General features: G+C 53.2%; 7 protein-coding genes. All 7 read right to left on the reverse strand.

Annotated features, from left to right (window positions below):
* Positions 1-3: 3 nt before the first annotated feature.
* Positions 4-1,038: an HAD-IIIC family phosphatase gene (locus NYE54_RS29640; protein WP_339268120.1), complete on the reverse strand. Its 1,035-nt coding sequence runs from the start codon at positions 1,036-1,038 to the stop codon at positions 4-6.
* The gene (locus NYE54_RS29645; RefSeq protein WP_098748974.1) at positions 1,022-1,480 is read right to left on the reverse strand and encodes a GNAT family N-acetyltransferase; all 459 of its coding nucleotides are present in this window, start codon (positions 1,478-1,480) and stop codon (positions 1,022-1,024) included. Before NYE54_RS29645 ends, NYE54_RS29640 begins: the two co-directional genes overlap by 17 nt.
* A gap of 25 nt (positions 1,481-1,505) precedes the next feature.
* Positions 1,506-2,675, reverse strand: a complete 1,170-nt coding sequence (locus NYE54_RS29650; RefSeq protein ID WP_339268122.1) for a bis-aminopropyl spermidine synthase family protein — start codon at positions 2,673-2,675, stop codon at positions 1,506-1,508.
* A 174-nt stretch (positions 2,676-2,849) separates the two neighbouring features.
* A complete protein-coding gene (locus tag NYE54_RS29655; RefSeq protein WP_339268123.1) occupies positions 2,850-9,335 on the reverse strand; it encodes an HAD-IIIC family phosphatase in 6,486 nt (2,161 codons plus the stop codon).
* Entirely contained in the window at positions 9,332-17,134 is a 7,803-nt protein-coding gene (locus NYE54_RS29660; protein WP_339268125.1) for an SDR family NAD(P)-dependent oxidoreductase, read from the reverse strand. Before NYE54_RS29660 ends, NYE54_RS29655 begins: the two co-directional genes overlap by 4 nt.
* Positions 17,135-17,147: 13 nt before the next feature.
* Complete coding sequence (locus NYE54_RS29665; RefSeq protein ID WP_339268127.1) at positions 17,148-21,875, reverse strand: SDR family NAD(P)-dependent oxidoreductase; 4,728 nt, start codon at positions 21,873-21,875, stop codon at positions 17,148-17,150.
* Entirely contained in the window at positions 21,868-24,495 is a 2,628-nt protein-coding gene (locus tag NYE54_RS29670) for a non-ribosomal peptide synthetase (protein ID WP_339268128.1), read from the reverse strand. Before NYE54_RS29670 ends, NYE54_RS29665 begins: the two co-directional genes overlap by 8 nt.
* Between the last annotated feature and the right edge of the window lie 32 nt (positions 24,496-24,527).

Consider the following 24,527-nt stretch of genomic DNA (forward strand, 5'->3'; position numbering starts at 1 on the left):
CGTTCATTCTCCAATCTCGAGCCAATTAAATACTTTGTGCGGAAGCGGCAGTTGCAGTATGTAAGTGGATGCCAAGTCATCCGCAGCGGATTTCTTGAAGCCCAGCATTTCCAATAACAGTCTGGCCGGTAAATTTCGTTGTTTGCGCACCAATCGGCACCGTACAGCTTTCGCCATCGGCACCTGTTGTCCCAGCCGTTCAAGAACCGTATACAAAAATGCCGAAGCGATGCCACGGCCTTCGATCCGACAGGAGATGCAAAAGAGATCCAGATTGATTTCTGCGTCGACGATATTCACAAAACAGGTCCCGATAAGCCCGTGCGCGCCGAACCGATCCTCAAGCTTGGCCACATACAAATAGCGGCCGTCCTGCTTGCAATAGGAATCGACGAACGTCATGTCAATTCTCTCCAGCAAATTGTTCATCTGATTCGTACGATGGGACAATTCAACAACCCGGGGGTAATCCCTCTCCTGCGCTAATCGGATCTGCAGCTTCATACCGCATTCCTTTAAAAATTGCTCACGGCTTCCCTTGTGCTCTTTTTGGGCTTCTTCTCTCCTAGATCGCGCCTGCATATATTGACGCCGGTTCTCCGATTCCTCGGTCGCATGGCCGATCTGAAATTCGGGGTACTCAGGCAAATCCCGATATTGACGGGCGTCATATGTACGTATCTGAGGAGCATAGTAGTTTATTTCAAAGCGTTCGAACGGATCATTGTCGATCAAAGCCAGCGTATCCAATCCAATGTTCAGTTCCTTCGCTATCCGTTCCATACTGAGCGCTTTTGAGTCAAAATGACACTGTGGATACAGAAAATATTGACCGACGCCCAGCTCCTCCAGCTTGCTTTTCACCTGGTCCCAGTTGTTGCGGCTGGCTATGCTCTGAACAATTCCGCGTCGGTCCAACGTATCGAGGACGTTTATTATCCCCGGCAGCAGTTTAATGCCTGCTTTGTCTTCTTTAAGCGTTCCCTGCCACAACGTATCGTCTAAGTCCCATACTAGACATTTAATCTTGGGGTCCATTAGGAAAGAGCTCCATCGTCAAATGTGTCGGCTTGAAGCCGTATTTCTTATAGAGAAGCCGCATTGGCAAGTTGCTCACATGCACCTTACCTACGATCTGCGTAACTTCCTCGCTTCTGCAGTAGTTCATTCCCGCCTCGAAGAGCTCATCGACATAGGCGGTTCCCCGGCAGGATTCAGCAATATAGAAACTTTTGAAATTCGCATACGTCTCTTTGGTAACCGAGTTTTTACGCGGGGTTATCCACATCCAGCCTGAGACTTCCCCATCCACATCGAGAACAAGCATTCCTTCCCTTTCATATCGAAGAGCCTTTTCTAGCTTTTTCGTATGAAATAGAGGATCGGTAATCGCATCTTCTCCGAATGAAATCATGGAGATTTCTGTCTCGAATATTGTAATAACAGGGATATCCTGGGGCTCGATTTCTCTAATCGGCATCGTGCTGTAACTCCAATCTGTATTCTTATGCGTTCTTTTTTTGAATGAGCTCGAAAGTCTCATAGCGGCAGCCCGGGCAGCCCTCTTTCTTCAGGTGCTCAATCGTTTGCCACTCCATTTGGAAACCTACTTCGGTCACGCGATTACAGCGTTTGCACTCGTATAAGCGAACCGTACGTTTGACTTCCCCGGTATACAGCGCTTGCCTGTATTCACGTTCGATACTTTCGTGGGTCTCTTCAGTAGATTGTAACACAATCATCTGGCTTGTGTTACCAATAATTTCCGCACCGATATATTCATTGAAGCGAGGCAAGACACTCGTCACTAACAAGCCCATATTGGCAAATTCGCGCTGCATCGCCAAGGTGAAGTCAGGCGATTTGTGGGCGAACGACAGGAAGATAGGCAGTCCTACATCCCGCTTCAGCAATTGAATTCCGCGGGAGACGAATAACGACATCCCCTGCTGTGTATAAGGCGGATCGGTGAATACGCAATCAAAGCGGTTCAGAAATTCAGACGGAAGCTGTTCGCGAAAATCCATTTCGTAGCAGACGATCGGCAAATCTTCGGTTTCCGCCAGATAGTTCACATAGCTGGTAATACGTTTGTCAATTTCGAATACGTAAATACGGGTGTTCGACTTGGAGGCATCGTTACGATAAAGCTGCTTCAGCAGAAACGCCAGCGACACGCTGACGAGATCATCGTCCCCCAGACAAACGATGTCCCTGCCGATTAGAGCCTCGTGACGAAGCGCCAGAACAGCCCGGTTCATGCTCGTAGCCAGAGTGCAGCTTGACTGATCAATCGTAACATCGACCTGAGGACGTCCCTCAAAGACGCTCTCCAGCTTGGTCATCATGTCCTTCAGTTCGTCAGGCTGCCACTGCTCGTACTTCAAACGCTGATACAGGTCATGATCCAAATCGCCGAACCCCATCACTTGCTCGACAAAACGGCTTCCTCTTGCCGTGCAGTTCACCCCCCGCTTTTGTTCAATGAGGCCAACCTTGATTAGCTCTTTCTTAATTGCGGACACCAGCGGCAGGGGCAGCAGCGTTTTTCTGGCAATCTCTTTGGTGGAAATGCCCGGTTTGAAGTAAATATCCAGAAGAATATTCTCAATTACTTTTTTTCCTTCTTTCATTGACACTTGAGAATAAACGTAATCTATCAGTTCCTCGTTCATATATTTACCACCATCCCCTTTAATAAATATATTATCCAACACAATGCACAATTGTATATTATTGTATTCCCATGAAGTTCAATCATTATCCTATATTTACCATAAAAAAGCAAGGCATCCGTTGACAGGCGATAGCCTTGTCTCATGATGCCTTGCAGGTAAAGTTGCCTCGTATTATTCCATGACAGAGATTCGAATGAACGGACTTAATTGATGAATCGTGCGATATTTGAATAATTGCTGTCCTTCTGCCGATAAACCTTGTTTCTCCATTTCGATCTCAACCCGAACAGCATGAAGGGACGTTCCGCCAAGCCGGAAAAAATCGTCATCAATTCCGATGCCGCCGATCCCGAGCACCCGTTCCCAAATTTGTACCAAGGCTTCCTCTGTCTGATTGGACGGAGCCCGGTACGGAGCTCTCAGAGCTGCGCTATCTTCTACTTCCTTTACCGGAATCTGGAGCATCCTTGAAGCGTCAGAATACTGCAGCGGAAGCAAATGACGGCGATGCTGCTGATTTTCACGGCCAATGAGAACTTCTTCCCAGCCCGTTCTCTCTAAACTTTGCGCCGGCCCTGTGGCGGTGCCCGCTTCGCTGCCGGTGAGCTGAGGCTGGGTCAGTCCCACGCCGGGCAGTGGCTCGTTAAGGACTTCAATATGCTTGATGGAATCAGGGATATCCTTTACTGCAATCCGGAAACACACCTTGCGGCCGGACTCCTCCGTGATGCTCCACGGTCCCGATCTCAAAAATGCGAGCAGCGGCTCATTTTTCCCGGTAATTGTGCACACAGCCTCCATATATTCGGCCTTCCGTTCATGGCAATAAGCCTTTAAAGAACTGATTACGGCCGACTCGATCCCTCTCCCAAGAATGCGGCAGCTGAGTAGGAATACATCCAGATGAACAATATCGTTTTCGAAGCGCGTTATGACCGCCCCTGTCAGTCCGTAATGCCCGAACCGGTCTGAGGCTTCAATCGCCCAGCATTTCGTATCCGGTTCAGCCCGCGTAGCTTCCAGTTCACTCTCTGACATTATATCTGCGTTTAGCGTGAATTGATTGGTGCGCTGTGTCAGCTGGGCTATGCGGGGCAGTTGTTCAGCAGTTGCTTCGTAAATGCCCAGTCTAAGCTCCAATTCGTCGAGAAAAGTCTGCAGAGAGGGAGCCGAAGAACGAATTTCTCTGCGCTTGCGCTCTGAGACATACATTTCGGTTCTCCGTTTATCCTCTTCTGTCACGCGCAGGCGATCTGTTGCCCAGATATGCTCCAGGAATGCCGGGATTAGCCGCTCTTCAGGAAGCTGAAGCGTAAGGACTTCCGGACACTGTGACTGTACTTCGGAACATTCCAGCAAACTGTCATCGATGAAGATAAAACTGTCCAGTCCTAATCCGAGTTCTTCCGCCAATGAAAGCAAGTTTTCGGATTTTAAGTTCCAATTGATCCTCGTTCCCGCAAAATGCTCTTTTTTAAGCAGCATGTCTGGGTTATTGTCCAGTACATTCCATACATCTGCTTCATTATTCTTGCTGACCAGCACCAGCAGCATGCCCTCTTGCTGCTTGCTCAGCAGATACCGCTGGAACTCGCGGTAGGGACCGGAGGCTGTTACCCCTGCCGCTCCATCCTCCCCGCATACCCCATGCCAGAGCGTGTTATCGCAATCCACCGCAATAACTTTGAAGGGATGTCCTTGCCAAGCGAGCAGCCGACGTGCAATAAGAGTACCGATTGCCGCATAAGATTCCGGTGTGAACGGCATATGTGCAGCTTCATCGGCAGTGGAATCGTGGATGTGTTCAATACCGAACATGGAGCTAAGCTCTCTGAAATCGATAACCTGAACATAATCCAGCCTTTCCAATTCGCGCTTCCAACGATTCCCGAGCTCTTCCAGGTAGCTCTCCATGACCGGAGAAGCCCCTAATGAAGCGGATACGGGAAACACTCCGGCGAATATCGGGCCCGTTCTCCGGCCAGCAGATAATGTCTGCAGCATATCGGCCAGTGCTCGTTCTAGCTTTTTAATCTGCTGGGCCTCCGGAGAGCGGTCATCCCGCAACCAATCTTCAAAGCGGACGAGCAGCAGTCCCGCAGCCTCTTCGGACGAGAAGGAGCTGTCCGGGTTCAATAGCTCCTGAAACACTTGTTGATATGGTGCAAAACGGATATCGACACGTGTTCCGAACTGCTCTCCCCACCAGCTGACATAAGAACGGATCGGGTCCGCAGTAAAGGTAGAGACGGCCGTTACGGTAAAGACACGCTCCGGCAGTGAACTGCTTCTTTTTGCCGCCGCTTCAGCCTCCTGCTCTTCGGTGAACAGCCGGATTTCGCTCAATTCAATAGCCGGGTTGTCCAGAGCCAGTTCAATCAGATCCGTAAAATGCCCCATGAGTCCCGCCATGGTTGCTTCCGCGAACAAAGCGGTATTGTACTGCATGACACAGAGCAAGCCGCCATGATCCGCATAGCCGATATCGAGTTTGAAATCGAGCTTGGAAATTCCCTTCGTAATTTCAAAATTCTCGAAAGTGAGTCCTTCGGCGGTAAGCACGGTGTCACCATCAAATTCATTGTGAAAAATCATCATCGTATCAAACAGCGGATTACGTCCGCGCGGTAGTTTCGCCGAGAGCTTCTCGACCATCCGGTCGAACGGGAAGTCTTGATTCTCATAGGCATTCATCATCGTGTCATTCAGAATAAGCAGTTGATCGAGAAGACTGAGCCGGGCTTGGAAGCGGACCCGGATCGGCAGGAAGTTCGTGAACATGCCTATTAAAGGCTCCACATCGGCATGCCTTCTGCCTGCCACCAACGAGCCGACCGTAATGTCGTCCTGACCGGTATATTCATGCAGCACAATCGTGTATAGATGAAACAAGAGCACATTAATCGTAACATTCTGGGATTTGGCCAAAGCATTCAGCCGGTCTGCGGTTTCCTTGGACAGGCTGATCTTGTGCGCTCTGCCGACAAACGATTGAAATTCAGGTCTCTCGAAGTCATACGGCATGTTCAGCACAGGGATTGTCTGCCGGAACTGGTTCATCCAATAATCCTCTTGCTTCCGAATAACATCCCCGCCCAGCAGGCGGTGCTGCCATTCCGCGAAATCCTTATATTGAATGCGCAGAGGCGGGAGATCTTTTCCGGCATACAGATCGCTGAATTCCTTAATAAACACATTCATTGAAGCGCCGTCCGAAACAATATTGTGCATATCCATAAACAGCACATGTTTCTCCGGCTCTATTCGAACGAAAGCGGCGCGAATAAGAGGGGCTTTGCCCAGATCAAAAGGCCTGATAAACTTCCGCATGATTTTCTTTAAATCTTCCTCGTCCGCTTCCATGCGTTCCACGGTAAACGTGAAACTCTCATGAATTTGCTGAACCGGTTCTCCGTCTACCATATGAAACGAGGTGCGCATGTTCTCATGACGGTGAATCAATTGAATGAAAGCCTGCTCAAAACGATCCGCTTCCGCTTTTCCGTGTACCCACAAAGCCATCGGCATGTTGTAAGTCGTTACCGAACCGATTTGCTGATGAATGAGGAACGTGCGTTTCTGTGCAGAGGACAAGCGGTAGTAAGGTTTGCTCTCTGCCGGTTCGATTGCAAAATATTTATTTTTAGCTTTCTGTCCGATATAACGGGCAAGCGCACTTATTGTCGGCATGTTGAATATATCCGACAAAGCCAGCTCCACATCAAGTTCCTTGTGAATCTTTGTGATCAGACTGGTCGCTTTCAAAGAATGCCCGCCTATTTCGAAGAAATCCTCATGAATTCCGATGTGCTCTAAGCCGAACAGATTGCGCCATATGCCGGCCAGCGTCTCTTCCAGCGGGTTGCTTGGTTCAGATAACCCTTTCTCTTTCTGGGTCTCTATCCGGTCATCCCGCTCCGTATTAGCTTGTTGTCCTGGCCTCTTCGCTGGCAAATCGGAGTGGACGATCTGGATTCCTTCCTCATCAAGCCAGAAACGGCGACGGTCAAACGGATAAGTTGGCAAAGGAATACGATTTCTTTTCCCTTCCCCGTAGAAACGGGTCCAATTTATTTTTATCCCCGCATTCCATAGACGCCCCACTTGAAGGAGCAGGTAAGCGACATCAGAGGTATTCTGCTTCGGATGACGCAGGAGGTTCACCATAACACGCTCTTTAGGGGCCCCGGCTGAGTTTTTGGAGAATTCATGATGACTCTTCGCAAATACGGTCAGGGCATTGCCTCCGCCAACCTCTACAAACGCAGCGTCCATTTCGTTCATCAGGGTACTGAGCCCGTCTGAGAACCTTACCGTGCCGCGCAGGTGCTGTGCCCAGTAAGCGGGACTAATTGCCTGCTCATCCTGAATCCAGGTTCCGGTGACATTGGAAATAAAGGGCAACTGCGGTGCTTTCAGCACAAGCTTGCCTACCTCGCGCTCATAGGCTTCCAGAATGGGTTCCATCATGGCAGAATGGAAGGCGTGTGACGTGTGGAGACGACGGCATTCGACTCCCTTCTCTTCCAAGGAACCAGCCAATGACTCGACCGCTTCCGAAGTGCCTGAAACAACGCACATGGAAGGAGCATTCACCGCAGCCAGCGATACGCCGCCGGACAACAGTGGAAGTATCTCCTGCTCGGTCAGCGGTACGCTCAGCATGACACCGCTTGGCAGACTCTGCATCAATTGACCGCGAAGGGTAACGAGCCGCACGGCATCCTCCAACGAGAAGACGCCTGACAGACATGCAGCGACGTATTCACCGATGCTGTGCCCGATCATGGCTTGCGGCTGTACTCCCCATTTCATCAGCAGTCTGGCAAGCGCATATTCGACTGTAAACAGAACCGGCTGGGCAATGTCAGTCCGGTTAATAAGTGACGTATCCGGCTCATTGGCGGAGGGATATAGTACCCGCTTCGCCTCATGGCGGATCTCATCCGGCATCAGCTCGAAGCAGCGGTCCGCCTCCTCGCGAAACACCGGCTCCTGTTCATACAACTCCCGGCCCATTCCGGTGTACTGCGAGCCTTGGCCGGAAAACATGAATACGACCGGCGGCTCATCGACAGAGGCAAATCCGTTCTGAACTTCGGGCGAACCTGGTTGAGCCAGCAGCATGACCGCTTCATCCGCGCTTCCGCAGACCAGTGTCCTGCGGTACGAGAAAGCTGCCCTTCCCTCATGGAGCGTATAGGCCATATCTGCGAGGCTCACGTCAGGATGCTCCTGCAAATGCAGTGCTATCCGCTCCGTCAGTCTGTCGAGCGAAACTTCCGTCTTGGCCGACAGAGAGATAAGCTGCGCCGACCTGCCCCGTGAGGAAGCGGAAGCAGGCGGCGCTTCCTCCAGGACAACATGCGCATTCGTGCCGCCGATGCCAAAAGAGCTGACACCAGCCCGGAGAGGGAAGGCATCGTTGGTCCAGTCTTTTAACCGGTCGTTAACAAAGAACGGACTGTTCTCAAAATCGATTTTGGGATTCGGACGTTCATAGTGAAGGGTAGGCGGCAGTTGTTTATGGGCCAGGGCGAGCACGGTCTTAATGAATCCGGCTACCCCTGCGGCGTTGTTCAGATGCCCGATGTTCGATTTAACCGAGCCGATGCCGCAGTATCTCTTCTTGTCCGTTTGAAAAGCGGTCTTCAATGCTTCGATTTCGATTGGATCGCCAAGTGTCGTACCTGTACCGTGCGCTTCAATATAGCTGATGCTTTCCGGCTCCACTTCAGCTACATGGCGAGCGGCACGGATTACGGACGCCTGACCTGATGTACTAGGAGCGGTATAGCCTACTTTTCGGCTGCCGTCGTTATTGATCGCCGAGCCTTTAATTACAGCGTATATATGGTCGCCGTCTGCAAGTGCATCCTCCAGCGGTTTCAAGGCGACAATCCCGGCGCCTTCACCAAAGACGGTACCCGCCCCTTTCTCGTCGAAGGCCCGGCAGTGGCCGTCAGGGGAATTAATCATCCCTTCCTGATAGAAATAACCGGCTCTCTTGGGCAGTTGTATCGATACGCCGCCGGCCAGCGCCATGCTGCATTCCCCGCTGAGCAGACTTTGACAAGCAAGATGAATGGCAACAAGCGATGTCGAACAAGCTGTCTGCACCGTAAAGCTTGGTCCCTTCATATTGAGTTTATAAGAAACAAGTGTGGCCATATAATCGCGTAAATTCAGCATAGCCGTCTCCAGGGTGGCGGATTCTTCCGCTGTTCCCAGCCCCTTGAACGCGCGCATGAACCAGTTGGAATTAAAAGCCGCGCCTACATATAACCCGATCGAGCCTCTATATGTCTTAGGATCATATCCCGCTTGTTCGAGCGCTTCCCAGGAACATTCGTGCATAAGACGGAACTGCGGATCCATAAGCTCGGCCTCGCGAGGCGTATAATCGAAGAATTCGGGATCGAAGTACTCGAGATCATCGAGTACTCCCTTGGCCTTCACATAATTAGGGTGAGTCACCGTCTTCACATCGATGCCTTCTTCCAACAGCTCTTCATCACTGAAAAAAGAGATGCTCTCCTTGCCGCTGCAGAGGTTATCCCAATATTCCCGCAAGTTTTTGGCTCCCGGAAACCTGCCGGACATGCCGATTACGGCAATTTCCGAACCGTTATACTCCCTACCGTTCGATATGCTCATAGCAAGACCTCTCCTTTGCGTCTCTTTTCTTTTTGCTGCTGCTGCCGCTTTCTTCCCTTCGCGGCGGAGTCGATCATTTGATGTTCCATCTCCGCCTCTTCCGCCTCGTTTTCTTCGCTGTGGGTAAGGCGCTGAGCTAGGGCATGAATGCTGGGATAGGTGAACATATCAACAACGGCGATACTCTCGTCTAACGCTTCATTCAATTTGGCGGTCACCTGGATCATATCCAGCGAGCTGGCTCCCAGATCGAAGAAATTATCGTGGATACCTACCTCGTCAATACGGAAAAATTGTTTCCACACCTCGGCTATCGTCTTCTCAACCCGATTGCGGGGCGCCGCATAAGGTGTGGTTAGATCCGGCCTGCTGAATGAGACGCCGCCTGCCGCGTGACTGTCTTCTTTCTTGCCTGCGCGCCGAATCCATTGATCGATCCGCGTCTGAAGATCACCGGTCGATACAATAATTTGGTTGCTGCCGCACGGACTGTAGACGTACCGGAACAGATCAGGCGCTTCGGCTGGCGTTATCGCCAGTTCGACAAGCGACTCTCCGATCGTCGAGCGGTGTTCTTCCCAGAATTCCCACGCATCCCAATTGACGCACAGCCACTTCGTCCCGCCAGCCCGGTTCTGTTTGCGGGCAAAAGCATCCATGTACAAATTCGCGGCCGAATAAGCGCTGAAGCCGAGTCCCCCGAGAATGCTGGCGATGGAGGAGAACAGGATGCATATCTCGGCCTCCCTGTCGGCAATTAGCCTGCCCAGCGTCTGCAAACCCTGGACTTTGGCCCGGAACTGCTCGTCGGACTGGTCTCCGCTAATATTCTCGATCGCGCGGAAAGATTCGCCGCCAGGAAGTCCCGCCGCCTGCACGACGCCATGAAGGCGGCCGTACTCACGATCAATAAACTTGAAGACATGGCGCATCTGTTCTTCATTAGACAAGTCGGCCTGCATATAGGTAACCTCAGCGCCGAGTTCTTCCAATTGCAACACACGTCTGATTTTTTGAGAAAGCGGATGCTCCTCTCCATGTTCAGCCAGACAACGCGTATATTCCTTCTTGTCGGGAAAGCTTGAACGTCCGGTAAGAATGAGCCGTGCACCATAATTGCGCGCCAGGAACTCTGCCGTCAGCATCCCGATTCCTCCCAGCCCTCCCGTAATGAGATATACACCCTGCTGCCGAAATGGAGCTGCCGATTTCTCCGCCTGGCGCAGTCCTACCGGCTTGAAATTCTGAACCCATCGGTAATTTCCCCGATAAGCGATAAGCCGGTCCGAGGGCGGAGACGATAATTCCCCGATAAGATTATCAGCGATTCGCCGCTTTTGCTTGGTCTCTTCCTGTACATCAATATCAATGCTCACACATGTAATTCCGCTGTATTCCTGCTGAATGACCATACAGGGTCCGAGCAGCGTCATTTTACCCGGAGACAGCGGCTCCATCCCCGTTACTTCCTGCATTCCTGAGGACACGACTGCTATACGGATATCCTCTACCTTATGCTTGCGCAGCGCCTGAGCCAAATAGATCAAGCTGTAGTAACCTTCTTGTTGCTGGCGGCGTTCAACCGCTTCCACATCGAAAGGTTCCATTTCCTCTTCTTCCTTCCCGGAGGAGGAAACATTCCACAGATGAGCGACTTTGTCGGGAACGAAATCCCGCTTTTGCAGTTCCTCCAGCAGCCGGACGTATTGCTCTGCAGAGCCCGGGACAAGCGTGAACGTTCCGTTCTCATGCGCGATGAAGGCGCTGCCCGCCTTAACCATTACAGTCCGCTCACCCATATTTTGAACACTTGCGGCAAGTTCGTCCGCGATCCCGCAATCATCCTTGAATACAAGCCAGTTATGACCGTTCTGACGGCTTTCTTCCGGATGCTCCTCCAGCAGGGCGCGTTCCCAGGAAGGATAATAGAACCAGTCCGCCATGTCAGCGTTTTTACCGCCTCTTGGGGCTGAGGATGGCCGTGCTCCCGGTAATGGCTGCTGCTCATCATCGAGCCAATAGCGCTGACGCTCCATCGGATAGGTTGGCAGCTCGATGCGCCTGCGCCGCTCATGGACGTAATAGCCCGTCCAATCGATGTCGATACCCGCCAGCCAGAGGCGTCCGATTTTGTTCAACAAGTGCGCGGTATCAGAAACAGCTTCCTGGGGATGTCTCAGCATATTGACAACGATCCGGTCACGCGAACCAGCTTCATGCTTGCGCACGAATGTGCTGAGCGAATTGCCCGGTCCGGCTTCTATGAATACAGAGCGCGGATTATTCAACAGTTCGTAAAGCCCGTCCGCAAACCGCACGGTTGACCGCAAATGCCTAACCCAGTACTCCGCATCCGTAGCCTCTTCAGGTGTGATCCAAGTGCCGGACACGTTGGAAATAAAGGGCAGCTCAGGCTCATGCAGCCGGATCGAGCGTACTTTATCCGCGAATGCCGCAAGTATCGGATCCATCATATGAGAATGGAAGGCATGAGATGTGTGGAGAAGACGGCAGGCACAGCCTTTGTCTTCCAGCAGCCGTGAGAATGCATCAATCTCAGCCGATGTGCCGGATACGACGCACAAGGAGGAGCTGTTGACTGCCGCCAGCGCAATATGATCAGGCAGCAATGGGCGCAGTTCCGCTTCTGACATCGCCACGCTGAGCATAGATCCCGCCGGCAGCCCCTGCATGAGCCGGCCGCGAAGCGCTACGAGCTGCAGCGCATCTTCCAGCGTGAATACACCAGCCAGGCATGCTGCCACATATTCACCGATACTGTGACCCAGCATCGCTTCGGGCCGGATGCCCCAGCGTATAAGCAGTCTGGCAAACGCATATTCGATCATAAAAAGCACGGGCTGGGCGATATCCGTCCGCATCAAGATTTCCTCTCGATGATCTTGGTCCGATTCGCCAGCGGCATAAAGGACAGCCTTTAAGTCAAGCTCTACATACGGTTGAACGAGCTCGAAGCAGCGATCAAGTTCTTCTCTGAATTCAGGTTCGTTGAGATAGAGCTCCCGTCCCATGCCGACATATTGTGACCCCTGGCCCGGAAACATGAATACTACAGAGCGTGTTTGCGTCCCCGTTTGGCCTTCGGCAATTTTATCGGACCCTATCGATGTCAAGATGGCGGTCGCTTCTTCCGCATCCTTGCACACAAATGCGGCTCTCCACTCAAAAGCCTTCCTGCCTGCTTGCAGCGTATACGCCGTATCTGCCAGATTCACTTGCGGATGCTCTGTCAAAAATGCGGCCAGACGTGCTTTCGCCTCCGTCAATGCTGTTGGCGTTCTTGCTGACAAGATCAGCAGCTTCTCTGCACGACCTTCGTCGGATGGTTCCCTAGGGGGAGCTTCTTCCAGAATGACGTGCGCATTCGTGCCACCGATGCCAAATGAGCTGACTCCGGAGCGCAGGGGATGCTGGCTGCCTTCCCAAGGCACCAGTTCCGTATTGACGACAAAGGGACTGTTAGCGAAGTCAATGTTGGGATTTCCCCGTTCATAATGCAGGCTCGGCGGAATTTGCTTCGCTTTGAGCGCCAGTACCGTTTTAATGAACCCGGCCGCTCCGGCTGCGCTGTTGAGATGGCCGACGTTCGTCTTGACCGACCCGATACGGCAAAATCCCTTTTTATCCGTGCCGAAGGCTTCCTTCAAAGCCTCGATCTCAATCGGATCCCCCATGTTTGTGCCTGTTCCGTGCGCCTCTACATAAGTGATGCTTTCCGGATCCACACCCGACATCCGATGAGCGGCACGGATGACCTCGGCTTGTCCCTTTGTGCTCGGAGCGGTAAAGCCTACCTTGCGGGTACCGTCATTGTTCAAGCCAAAACCTTTGATAACGGCGTGGATAACATCTCCATCCGCAATGGCATCACTCAGACGTTTCAGGACAACGACACCGACACCGTCTCCGAAAACAGTTCCTGCCGCCTGCTCGTCGAAGGCTCGGCAATGCCCGTCCGGCGACTGAATCATACCGTCTTCGTACAAATAACCGGATTTGTCGGGTACGCTGACAGTGGAGCCGCCGGCCAGAGCGATATCGCACGCGCCCGCCAATAAACCTTGCGAGGCCAGAACGATATTAACCAGGGATGTGGAGCAAGCGGTCTGCATCGAGATGCTGGGGCCCCGGAGATTGAGTTTATACGACAGCTGGGTGCTGAAAAACTCCCTATCGTTAAGGAGCATGGCGCTGAATCGTTCCGTTCCGCCCAAAGCAGGCGCAAAGCGGGAAACCCACTCCAGATTCGGGGTCGCGCCAGCATAGACGCCGATAAGTCCCGGATAAGTGTCGGGATTGTAGGCGGCGGATTCGATCGCTTCCCAAGCGCATTCGTGAAAAAGCCGTAACTGCGGGTCCATTAGCTGCGCTTCCCGAGGTGAATAGCCGAAAAACGCGGCATCGAACTGATCGATCCCGTTCAAAGCGCCTTTGGCTTTTACATAGGAAGGATGAGATACAAGCTGCGGGTCGACGCCTGCCTGTACCAGCTCTTCGTCCGTGAAGAACGTTATCGACTCGACGCCGTCGCGCAAATTGCTCCAGAACTGGCCGATGCTGTCCGCACCCGGAAATCTGGCGGCCATACCTATGACCGCTATCTCAAGCCCATTCTCCCCCACGGCTTCACGTTCCGTTTGTTCCTGCCTTCCCGTCAGATCTCTATCTTGGACCGATATGGTCCTCATCCGCTCGGAACGCGCCATTCCCTCGTTAATGGCATTCTGGCGCTCTGCTTCTTCTTCAACCGCTGCCTCATCGGACGCTGAGCTTCCCTGTCCGTTTCCACGTAAGAATGCCGCTAAGGTACGAACGGAGGGATAAGAATACAAGGTAACCACGGGCACTTCCATCCCCAGCACTTCCGCAAGCTTATCAGCCAGCTGGGAAATATCGAGCGAGCTTGCTCCGATTTCAAAAAAGTTGTCATTGATCCCAAGATGCGCGAATCCGAAGTGATTCTGGACAAGTTCTGCAACCGTCTGTTCTATAGAGGATGCAGACCGCATACGCGCGGCTACTTGGGATTGTTTAACAGCTTCGTTCCCGGTCTCCGTTTCCGTAGCTCCCATTCTCCGCTGAGCTGTTTTCTCCTGCATGTTTCGCAATGACCATTGTGCGCCCTCTACGGAGTACCGCTGGCGTTCGAACGGATAAGTCGGCAGAGTAACCCGCCGTCGGCGTTCCGAGCTGTAGTACCCCTTCCAATCGATCTGCGTGCCTGCAATCCACAGTTTGCCGATCTTCTCTAGTAAGAAAGCATCATCTGCGGCCTGCTCGTGCGGATGACGGACGAGATGGAACACTTCATGCTTACGCTCCGTTTCCTTCCCCTGTTGTTTACGGATGAAGCTGCTGAGAACATTGCCAGGTCCGATTTCTATAAATACGGCCTGCTTCTCCTTAAGCAGCTCGGCCGCCCCGCTTGCGAACCGCACCGTTTCCCGAAAATGCCTAGTCCAATATGCGGGATCGGCGACATCTTCCGGCGTTATCCATGTTCCCGTTACATTGGACACATACGGAATTGACGGGGCGGATAGGACCACCTGCTTGACTTTTGCCTCATATTTCTCCAATATCGGCTCCATCATGGCCGAATGAAACGCATGTGACGTATGAAGCTTTCGATGCACCACCTGCAGCCCGGTAAGTTTGGTTTCAAAGGAAGCGATGTCCGCATGCGGGCCGGAAACAACACAGAGCTCCGGTCCATTAACGGCTGCAAGCGCCAGTCCTTCCGGAAGAAGCTCTAATAAACTTGCCTCGTCAAGGGAGACGCTCAGCATCTCTCCGGCAGGCAGGCTCTGCATAAGCTTGCCGCGCAGTGTGACGAGCTTCAGCGCGTCCCTAAGTGATAGAACACCCGACAGGCACGCAGCCGTGTACTCTCCGATACTGTGCCCGATCATGGCATTCGGCTTAACGCCCCATGACATCAGGAGCTGCGCGAGCGAATATTCGAACGCGAACAAAGTCGGCTGTGCCGCTTCCGTCTGGTTAATCCTATCAGCAGCTGCCGCACTGTCCGAAGCCCCGTACAGCACATGCCTTGGATCGGTGCCACCCTCTGCTGTAATGATCTCGCAGCAGCGGTCCATTTCCGCCCGGAACAAAGGCTCCTTGCGGTATAAATCAGCTCCCATGTTCACATACTGCGAGCCCTGCCCCGGGAAGAGGAAAACAACCCGGGTCTGATCCCTCTCCGACTCGCCCGTTTGCAATTTGCCTTCATCGATAGCATCCAGACGCTCCAAAGCTTCACGGACATCAGCGCAGACCAGTGTTCGGCGGTAACGGAACCGTTTGCGGCCTGTCTGCAGCGTATAAGCCGCATCAGCCAAATCAGCTTCGGGACAAGTCCGCAGAAACTCGCCGAGATTGCGAGTCGCCCGTTCTAACCCTTCCTCCGTCCGGGCAGAGAGTACGAGCAGTTTCAGATCGCGTCCCGCCGAACTTGCCGCGCCAATCGGGGCCTCCTCCAGAATGACGTGGGCATTCGTCCCCCCGATACCGAAGGAGCTGACTCCTGCTCTCCGAGGTCCTTCTGTTTTTCTCCAATCGCTAAGCTCCGAATTGACTTTGAAAGGAGAGTTTTCAAAATCGATTTTGGGATTCGGTTGATGAAAATGAAGGCTTGGCGGGATTTGCTGATGCTTAAGCGCCAATACGGCCTTGATGAAACCCGCGACTCCTGCCGCGGCGTCCAGATGACCGATATTGGATTTGAGCGAACCGATTTTGCAAAAGCCCCTTTTATCCGTGGCGAAAGCAGCTTGCAGCGCCTCCACTTCGATCGGGTCCCCCAGTGTAGTCCCTGTTCCGTGGGCCTCGATGTACCCGATACTTTCCGGATCAACTTCTGCCATTTGGTGGGCTGCGCGAATAACTTCCACCTGGCCGTTCGTGCTTGGCGCCGTGTACCCTACTTTCCGGCTGCCGTCATTGTTAACCGCCGAGCCTTTGATAACCGCATGAATAACGTCTCCATCCCTAGCGGCGTCTGCGAGCCGCTTGAGCACGACGATTCCGATTCCGTCGCCGAACAAAGTGCCGCTTGCGCCTTCGTCAAAAGGCCGGCAGTGTCCGTCGGGAGATTGGATCATTCCTTCCTGGTAGAGATAGCCGGTTGTGCGCGGCAAATTGACCGAAACCCCTCCGGCCAAGGCAAGATCGCATTCGCCGGCCAGCAATCCCTGGCAAGCCAGATGAATGGATACAAGAGAGGTAGAGCAAGCCGTTTGCACGCTTACGCTTGGGCCTTTCAGATTCAGTTTGTATGAAATTCGCGTCGTAAACGAAGGATTATTTAATTGCAGAATTTGAAATTGATCACTGGCATGTACAGCATTCATGGCTTGGCTTGCGACCCAATAGGTGTTAGGAGAAGCCCCTGCATACACCCCGATGAGTTGATCCTCGGTTTCGGGAAGGTGTCCCGCATGCTCAAGCGCTTCCCATGCACATTCGTGGAACAGACGGAACTGTGGATCGATTAGCTCGGCTTCTCGTGGCGTGTATTCAAAAAACGGCGCATCAAACGACTCCACGTCCTCTAGCTGAGACTTTGCTTTGACATACTGGGGATGCCTGAGCATTTCCGGGGCAATCCCTGCTTTCTCCAGCTCTTCATCCGTAAAAAAAGTGACCGACTCCTTGCCGGCACGCAAGTTTTCCCAAAACTCCGTGAGGTTCTTCGCACCCGGAAATCTTCCTGCCATTCCAATAACGGCAATTTCCAAACCGGTTTCTCCGTACTTCTCGTTCTCGGCACTCATCTTGCCACCTCCTTCACGTTCTATTCCTTTTTTGCAGCCGCTTCTGCAGCCTGTGCTTTCCGTCCTGTATCAGTTCTGTGCGGTCCGCTGTCTCTTCCTGCTGACCGGTTCCCGCTTGTAATCTTCTCAGCAACCCAGCGAGTGCATAAATGGTCGGATGGCTGAACATGTCAACCACTGACACTTCCTGCTGAAGTGAACGTTGGAGCTTGGAGTTCATTTGAATAATATCGAGCGAGGTAGCCCCCAGCTCGAAGAAGTTATCATGCAGGCCGACTTGATCAATACCCAGATAGTCCTGCCAAAGCTGGGCTAAAGTCTGCTCCAGTTCGTCCTCCGGAGGCGCAAACGACGTGCTGACCTCGGAACGTGCCGTTGTGCGGGATATGCCGCTCATCTCCCCGTCCACTAGGGATTGCAGGGATGAAGTGCGGGCGGCATGCAGCCGCAAGCTCAAATCCGTCGTCGATACCGTTACCTGAGGCAGACCGCAAGCCAGTGCATACCGGAAAACAGCGATTCCTTCCTCAGGGAACAACCGGGTCTGCTTGTCCGGGCCTTGTGTGGACACTCCCGCTTGCGCTGCAGCAATGGCGACTTCTTGCTCAGCCGCAGCGGCCATTCCGACAGTCTGCCACCCGTCCCAATCAATCGCGACGACATGCGTATTGTCCAGCGAGCGTTTACGGTAGGCGTAAGCATCGAGAAACGCATTGGCTGCGCAGTACCCCGCTTGGCCCAAGGCGCCCAGCACACTGGTCAGAGAAGAACACAATACGAGGAAGTCCAGCTTCCTTCCCGCCAGCACTCGCTCGAGGACACGCGTACCGTTCACCTTGGCCGTCAATGCACGTTCTTCAATCTCCCAAGTCCGCCGCTGGATGAGCGCACCATCCGCCGTGCCGGCCGCGTGGATAACGCCATGAATCGTTCCGAAGCGGTCGACCGCCCGGGCTACGGCCTGCTCCATTTGCTGCTCATTGCTTACATCCGCTTTGCAGACCAGTACCTCGGCCCCGTACAACTCCAGCTCCTCGAGCTTTTTCAGCTGAATCGCCTGAGTTTCGTCTGCCGTATGTTCGACGCATTGACGCCAGTCCGCTTCTTCCCCTATTCCCGATCGGCTGACAAGTATGAGCTTAGCCCTCACACTCTTCGCCAGATGCTCCGCCAAGGTCATTCCTATACCGCCCAAGCCTCCGGTAATCAGGTATACCCCCTCTTCTCTGAGACCGAAATTCTCTTCGACAGCGGCAGGAACCGGAATTGGAATGTATGTCTGCACCCAGCGGTTCCAACCGCGATACGCGACGAAAATATCCGCTGGAAAAGCGGTTAATTCGGCTTGTAATCGGCCCAATAGCGCTTGCTGCCGATGTTCAGAAACCTCCTGCCCGAGCGAATCCGCAATATCGATGCTGCGACAGCGCACATTGCCGTATTCCTGCGGAATAACCAGACATGCCCCAAGCACCGCTGCTTGTTCCGGCAGCAGCCGCTCATCTCCTGTCACCTCTTGCATACCGGACGTTATGACCGTAAGCTGCAGCTCTTCCTGCAGTCCGCAAGTCCCAATCGCCTGAGCCAGTGCAATAAGGCTGAAATAACCATTAGCCAGTACCCTTGCGCTGCGGGAAGCGGTCCACCCTTCGGTATGTACGCTCTCCCCCGTCAGCCAGGCATGAACAATGCGCTCCGGCATGGTGCCGGCTTCCTTCAAATTCTGCAGCAGTCGGGTATAATGCTCTTGCTGCCCCGGATCGATCCCGTACGCTTGATCATCCAGCTTAGCAAACGAATCGGATGGATAAACCGAAACGATGCCATGACCGGCTTGCTGTAACCCCGCTGCCAGCCGGGAACAAATGCCATGCTCTGGCGCAAAAAATAGCCAAGAGGTCTTGGGTTTCATGCCCGCAGCCGCAACTGCCTCTTCGTTTAACAGGGAACGTTCCCAGATTGGCGTGTACAGCCACTCCCGTACAGCATTCTTTTTAACTCCGGCAACGCTTTGGGGTCTTGATTCCTTCGCTTCCTTGCGGACAAGACCTTGCTTTAGAACATCCGTATCAAACGGCGGATCAACCCAATAACGCTTGCGCTCAAACGGATACGTCGGCAGAGCTATCCGCCGGCGCTGTTCATGCGCATGGAATGTTTTCCAATCAGGGCGAGCTCCTTCCAGCCACATGCGTCCCACCTGCTGCTGCAAATAATAGTCGTCACGCACTTGCTCCTTCACATGCCGAACAAGATTGATGACGGCGTGCCGCTCCTTCTTGTCGGGATGCCGACGCACGAATGCGCTTAATGTGTTGCCGGGACCGACTTCCACAAATACGGCCTTATCGTCATGCAGCAGCTCGCGAAGACCGTCGGCAAAGCGTACGGTCCCGCGCAAATGCCGGACCCAGTAATCGGGATCGACTGTTTCTTCCTTCGCAATCCAGCCTCCGCTTACATTTGAAATATATGGTATGCCCGGGGCCTGCAGCTCCATCCCTCTTAACTTCTGGCGAAACGGCTCCATTGCCGGTTCCATCATGGCGGAGTGAAAGGCATGTGACGTATGCAGTCTTGTGCAGGCCTGCCCTTTCCGGGTCAGCTTTTCTTCCAAAAGCTCTATCACCTCATGAGATCCCGATACGACGCACATCACCGGACCGTTAACTGCCGCAATCGATAAGCCTTCGTTCATGAACGGTATGAGTTCCTGCTCAGGTAAGGGTACGCTTAACATCGCTCCCTCCGGCAGGCTGTGCATAAGTTTACCCCGCAGCACGACCAGCTCCAGCGCATCTTCTACCGTCAATACTCCTGCCAGACAAGCGGCCACATATTCTCCGACGCTGTGTCCGATCATGGAGGCAGGCTTCAGCCCCCATCCGATCAGCAGATTTGCCAGCGCATAGGAGAATATAAACATGACCGGCTGTGTCACGTCCGTCTGCTTCAAGCGATCACTATGATCACCGGCCGCTTCGCTACCGGCGGGATACATCAAATCTTTTAAATCAACGTCCATCAACGGACGGATAATGGCAAAGCACCGGTCGGCTGCTTCGCGGAATTCCGGCTCATGGTTGTACAGATCCAGTCCCATGTTGACATACTGCGCGCCTTGTCCAGGGAACATAAATACGAGCCTGGGCTGTTCATTATCGCCAACAAGGCTGTAAACCCGTTCCGGAGGCAGGCTGCCCAACAGCTCCAGCGCTTCCTCCGCAGAAGAACTTACGAGCATGCGCCTATGCTTATATGCCCTGCGGCCGATCTGCAGTGTGTAGGCCGCATCGGGTAGAGAAAGACCTGGATTAGCCCGTAAATACTCGCGTAAGCGGGCTGTAGCTTGTTCAAGTCCTGATTCCGTTTTTGCGGACAATAGGAGCAGCTGTGAATCTCTCCCTTTCGTTTCTTCCGCCCGGGGAGGTGCTTCTTCGAGCACCACATGCACATTGGTTCCACCGATACCGAACGAGCTCACGCCGGCTCTCAGCGGGTGCTGCTCGCTCGTCCAGCTCGTGAGCTCTGTATTGACGATAAACGGACTGCTGGCAAAATCGATTTTGGGATTAGGCTTATCGAAATGTAAGCTCGGCGGAAGCTGCTTGTGCATAAGCGCCAGCACCGTTTTGATGAACGCCGCAACCCCGGCGGCGCTATTTAAGTGGCCGATGTTCGTCTTGACGGAGCCGATCCGACAGAACCCTGTTTTGTCCGTCTGGAAAGCCAGCTTAAGCGCTTCGATCTCGACCGGATCGCCCAGCGCTGTACCGGTACCGTGCGCTTCGATATAGCTGATACTCTCCGGAGTGACCCGGCTCATCCGCTGCGCCGCGCGGATTACCTCAGCCTGTCCCTCTACACTGGGAGCGGAGTAACCCATTTTACGCGTACCGTCATTGTTCGCCGCCGAGCCCTTAATAACCGCATAAATAGCGTCTCCGTCGGCTAATGCCTGCTTAAGCGGCTTCAGCACAACGACACCCGCCCCTTCGCCGCCGACGGTTCCCTTGGCATTTGAAGCGAAAGCACGGCAATGGCCATCCGGCGAGCTCACCATACCTTCCTCGTATAAATAACCTTCCGTCCGGGGTACCGTTACGGTAACTCCGCCGGCTAACGCTATCCTGCATTCGCCCGTAAGCAGTGCTCGGCAGGCCAGGTGAATGGCCAGCAGGGAGGTGGAGCAAGCAGAATCGACGTTCACACTCGTGCCTTTTAAATTCAGCTTGTGGGCAATACGCGTGCTCAAGAAATCTTTGTCCGACAAAGCCAGTGCGGCGAACTGCTCGGCTGTGCTCTCGCTGCGCGAGAGCATGGCCACTAGCTGCCAGTAAATACTCGATGATGCCCCTGCGTACAGACCGATAGCGCCGTTTGTCTGCTCCGTGTCGTAGCCCGCATGCTCCAACGCTTCATAGGCGCACTCATGGAAGATCCGCAGCTGCGGATCAATGACTTCAGCCTCGCGCGGGGAATAATCAAAAAAATCAGAATCAAACCATTCCGCATCCGGTACGAGCCCTTTCGCTCTTACATATCTGGGATTTCGAATCAGTTCGGGATCGACGCCTGCCGCCTCAAGTTCGCTATCGGAGAAGAAATGGATCGATTCCTTGCCGTTTCTCAGATTATCCCAGTACTCCTCTATATTTCGCGCTTCGGGAAACCGGCCCGCCATGCCAATCACAGCGATTTCCAGCCCGGTAGCCGTTTGTGAATGTTTGCTTTTAGTCATCATGCGCTCCCTCCAGAATCAGCATCGTCTGTTCCATGGTTTCGAATCCCGCATCCATCTCTTCGTTGTCGGCCATATCTTGGGGCATTGGAGCCTCCCCATTGTCCATCCTCTGTAGATAGCCGCCGAGCGCCGAGACCGTAGTGTACTGGAACATAACGGGTACTGGAATGTCATGCCCGAAGGTTTCCTTCAGCATATTGACTACCTGGACCAGCTGAAATGAGTTGCCTCCCAGGTCGAAAAACGTATCCTGTACCCCGACTTTGTCTTCGCTAACCGCCAAAACCTCGGCCCAGATCCGGACCAGTGTGTTCTCTGTTTCACCCTGTGGTGCCACGTATTTCTTGCCAGTATGAACATGAGCTTTCGGATCAGGTAATGCTTTCATATCCAGTTTGCCGTTTGCCGTTACAGGAAGCTCATTCAGGTAGACAAAATAGGCCGGAATCATATAAGCGGGCAGCTGCCCGGAGAGATGCTCCCGAAGTTTAGCAGCGGAGAGATCATCCGGCCCGGTATAGTACGCGCATAAGAAGTTCTGCCCGCTCTCATCTTCCATGATGCGGATTACAGCTTCGCGAACTTCCTCGTGACGCCGCAGCAGAGCTTCGATCTCACCGGGCTCTATGCGATATCCCCGTACCTTGACCTGGTCGTCCTGTCGGCCCAAGTACTCCAGTGTTCCGTCTTGAAGCCAGCGTCCCAGATCACCCGTCAAATACAGGCGCTCTCCGGGAGCGAACGGGTGAGGGACGAATTTCTCTGCTGTCAGCTCCGGTCGACCGAGATAACCGCGAGCCAGACCCGCACCCGAAACGCAGATTTGGCCAGGCAATCCTGGTGGAAGCAGCTGAAAATTAGCGTCTAATATATAAACCTTGGCATTATCGACCGGCCGCCCGATCGGAATGCCTCCGTTGTCCGGCTTAATTTCGGTGAACGTAGTCACGACCGCATTCTCAGTAGGACCGTAATTGTTGAACAGCCTGTAGTTGCCCGGCTTATACCGCTTCAACCGATCGCCGCCTGTTAACAAGATCCGCAGTGGGGTCTGTTCCCGGTCTGGCAAATCCATGAACTGCTCGCACATCAGAGTCGGCAAGAAGGCGATGGTAATGCCGTTCTCTGTGAAAAAATCATCCAGTTTGTTTGCATCCAGTCTGATCTCGGATGGCACGATGTGAATGCATGCCCCTGCAAGCAGATAGGGAAACACTTCCCACACCGAAGCGTCAAATCCGAAACCGGCATACTTAATGCTGCGATCCAATGTTGTTACACCAAAAGTGCGATTGTGCCAGAAGGCCAGATTGACAAGCGAACGGTGCTCAATCATGACACCTTTCGGCTGTCCTGTTGACCCGGATGTATAGATAACATAGGCCAGATCATCCGATGTGCTCTCTAATGCCAAATTACCTGCTTCGTCGGCAAACAACTCTTCATCATCCAGACACAGCGTCTTGCGGCCTCTCATTCTGCCGATAAAAGCCTGTTGTGTCAGCACCACTTGTGCGCGGCTGTCTTCCAGCATGTACGTTATGCGCTCGTCGGGATAATCCGGGTCTATCGGCAGGAAAGCACCGCCGGCTTTAAGGACGGCCATCATACCAAGCATCATGTCAGCGGAAGGCGCAAACAGCATGCCTACGATGTCACCCGCCCCGATTCCTTCAGTCCTCAGTACCCGGGCGAGCTGGTTGGCCTTCTCATTCAGCTCACCATACGTCATGTACTGCCCCTGGTTAACGATGGCAGGCGCATGCGGGGTCCGTGCAGCCTGCTCTTCAAACCATTGCTGAACGGTCTTATGTTCAAGAAACTCGGCTGGACTGCCGGCCAGAGGGCCGAGAAGATCCTCTCTCTCCCCCGGCAGCAGTATGTCGATGCTGTTCAGCGGAAGATCCGGATTCGCCAGCGTCTCCCGCAGCAGAAGTGTGTAACGCGAGACAAGTTTATCTATCGTGTCGCTGCGGTAGAGCTGTGCGTTATATTGAACCGTACCGCTGATGCGGTCTTGCTCCCTGCAAAAAGAAAACAACGTAGTCCATTTCACATTCCGGAAATAACGCTCTTCATGAATGTTGTCGAGCAGCAATGCCGCCTCGAATAACGGATGTGCGATGGGATCATCCGTTTGAAGCGCCAACTGTTCCGCCACCATCTCCATCGGATAGCTCTGATGATCCACTGCTGCCACAACCGTATCTTGCGTGTGAAGAAGACATTGTCTGAACGAGAGTGAGTGATCGATCTTAATCCGCAAAGGCAGTACGGAATTGATAAATTCGGCCTCTTCCTTCTGCTTATAGATCGGAGTCCCTAGCGTAACGACACTGCGATTGGACATTTTGGCCAGCAAAACGGCGAGTGCAGCAGATAGTACGACATGAAGCTTTGAATCCGATCCGTTGCTGACTTGCAACAGGCGGTCCGCCAGCTCCTGCGGGAAGGAAAACGAAGCATATTCAACCGTCACCCCTGTTCCGCGCGTATAATCGCCAGGAAACCCGCTTTTGTCATATTCTCCGGACAATGCGGACAACCAGTAATCCCGTTCCTTGCTCTTTTGAGAAGCTGCCACTGCCAGTCGGTCCAAACGATTTTCAAGCCCCATCCCTATTCCTCCCTTTCTTCCTCCGGCTTTCA

The sequence above is a fragment of the Paenibacillus sp. FSL K6-1330 genome (assembly GCF_037976825.1).
In the GTDB taxonomy this organism is placed as follows: Bacteria; Bacillota; Bacilli; order Paenibacillales; family Paenibacillaceae; genus Paenibacillus_AQ.

Excerpts from the sequence above, each read along its gene's own strand:
- NYE54_RS29640 (WP_339268120.1), bottom strand. The coding sequence starts at position 1,038 with ATGGACCCCAAGATTAAATGTCTAGTATGGGACTTAGACGATACGTTG.
- NYE54_RS29645 (WP_098748974.1), bottom strand. The coding sequence starts at position 1,480 with ATGCCGATTAGAGAAATCGAGCCCCAGGATATCCCTGTTATTACAATA.
- NYE54_RS29650 (WP_339268122.1), bottom strand. The coding sequence starts at position 2,675 with ATGAACGAGGAACTGATAGATTACGTTTATTCTCAAGTGTCAATGAAA.
- NYE54_RS29655 (WP_339268123.1), bottom strand. The coding sequence starts at position 9,335 with ATGAGCATATCGAACGGTAGGGAGTATAACGGTTCGGAAATTGCCGTA.
- NYE54_RS29660 (WP_339268125.1), bottom strand. The coding sequence starts at position 17,134 with ATGAGTGCCGAGAACGAGAAGTACGGAGAAACCGGTTTGGAAATTGCC.
- NYE54_RS29665 (WP_339268127.1), bottom strand. The coding sequence starts at position 21,875 with ATGACTAAAAGCAAACATTCACAAACGGCTACCGGGCTGGAAATCGCT.
- NYE54_RS29670 (WP_339268128.1), bottom strand. The coding sequence starts at position 24,495 with ATGGGGCTTGAAAATCGTTTGGACCGACTGGCAGTGGCAGCTTCTCAA.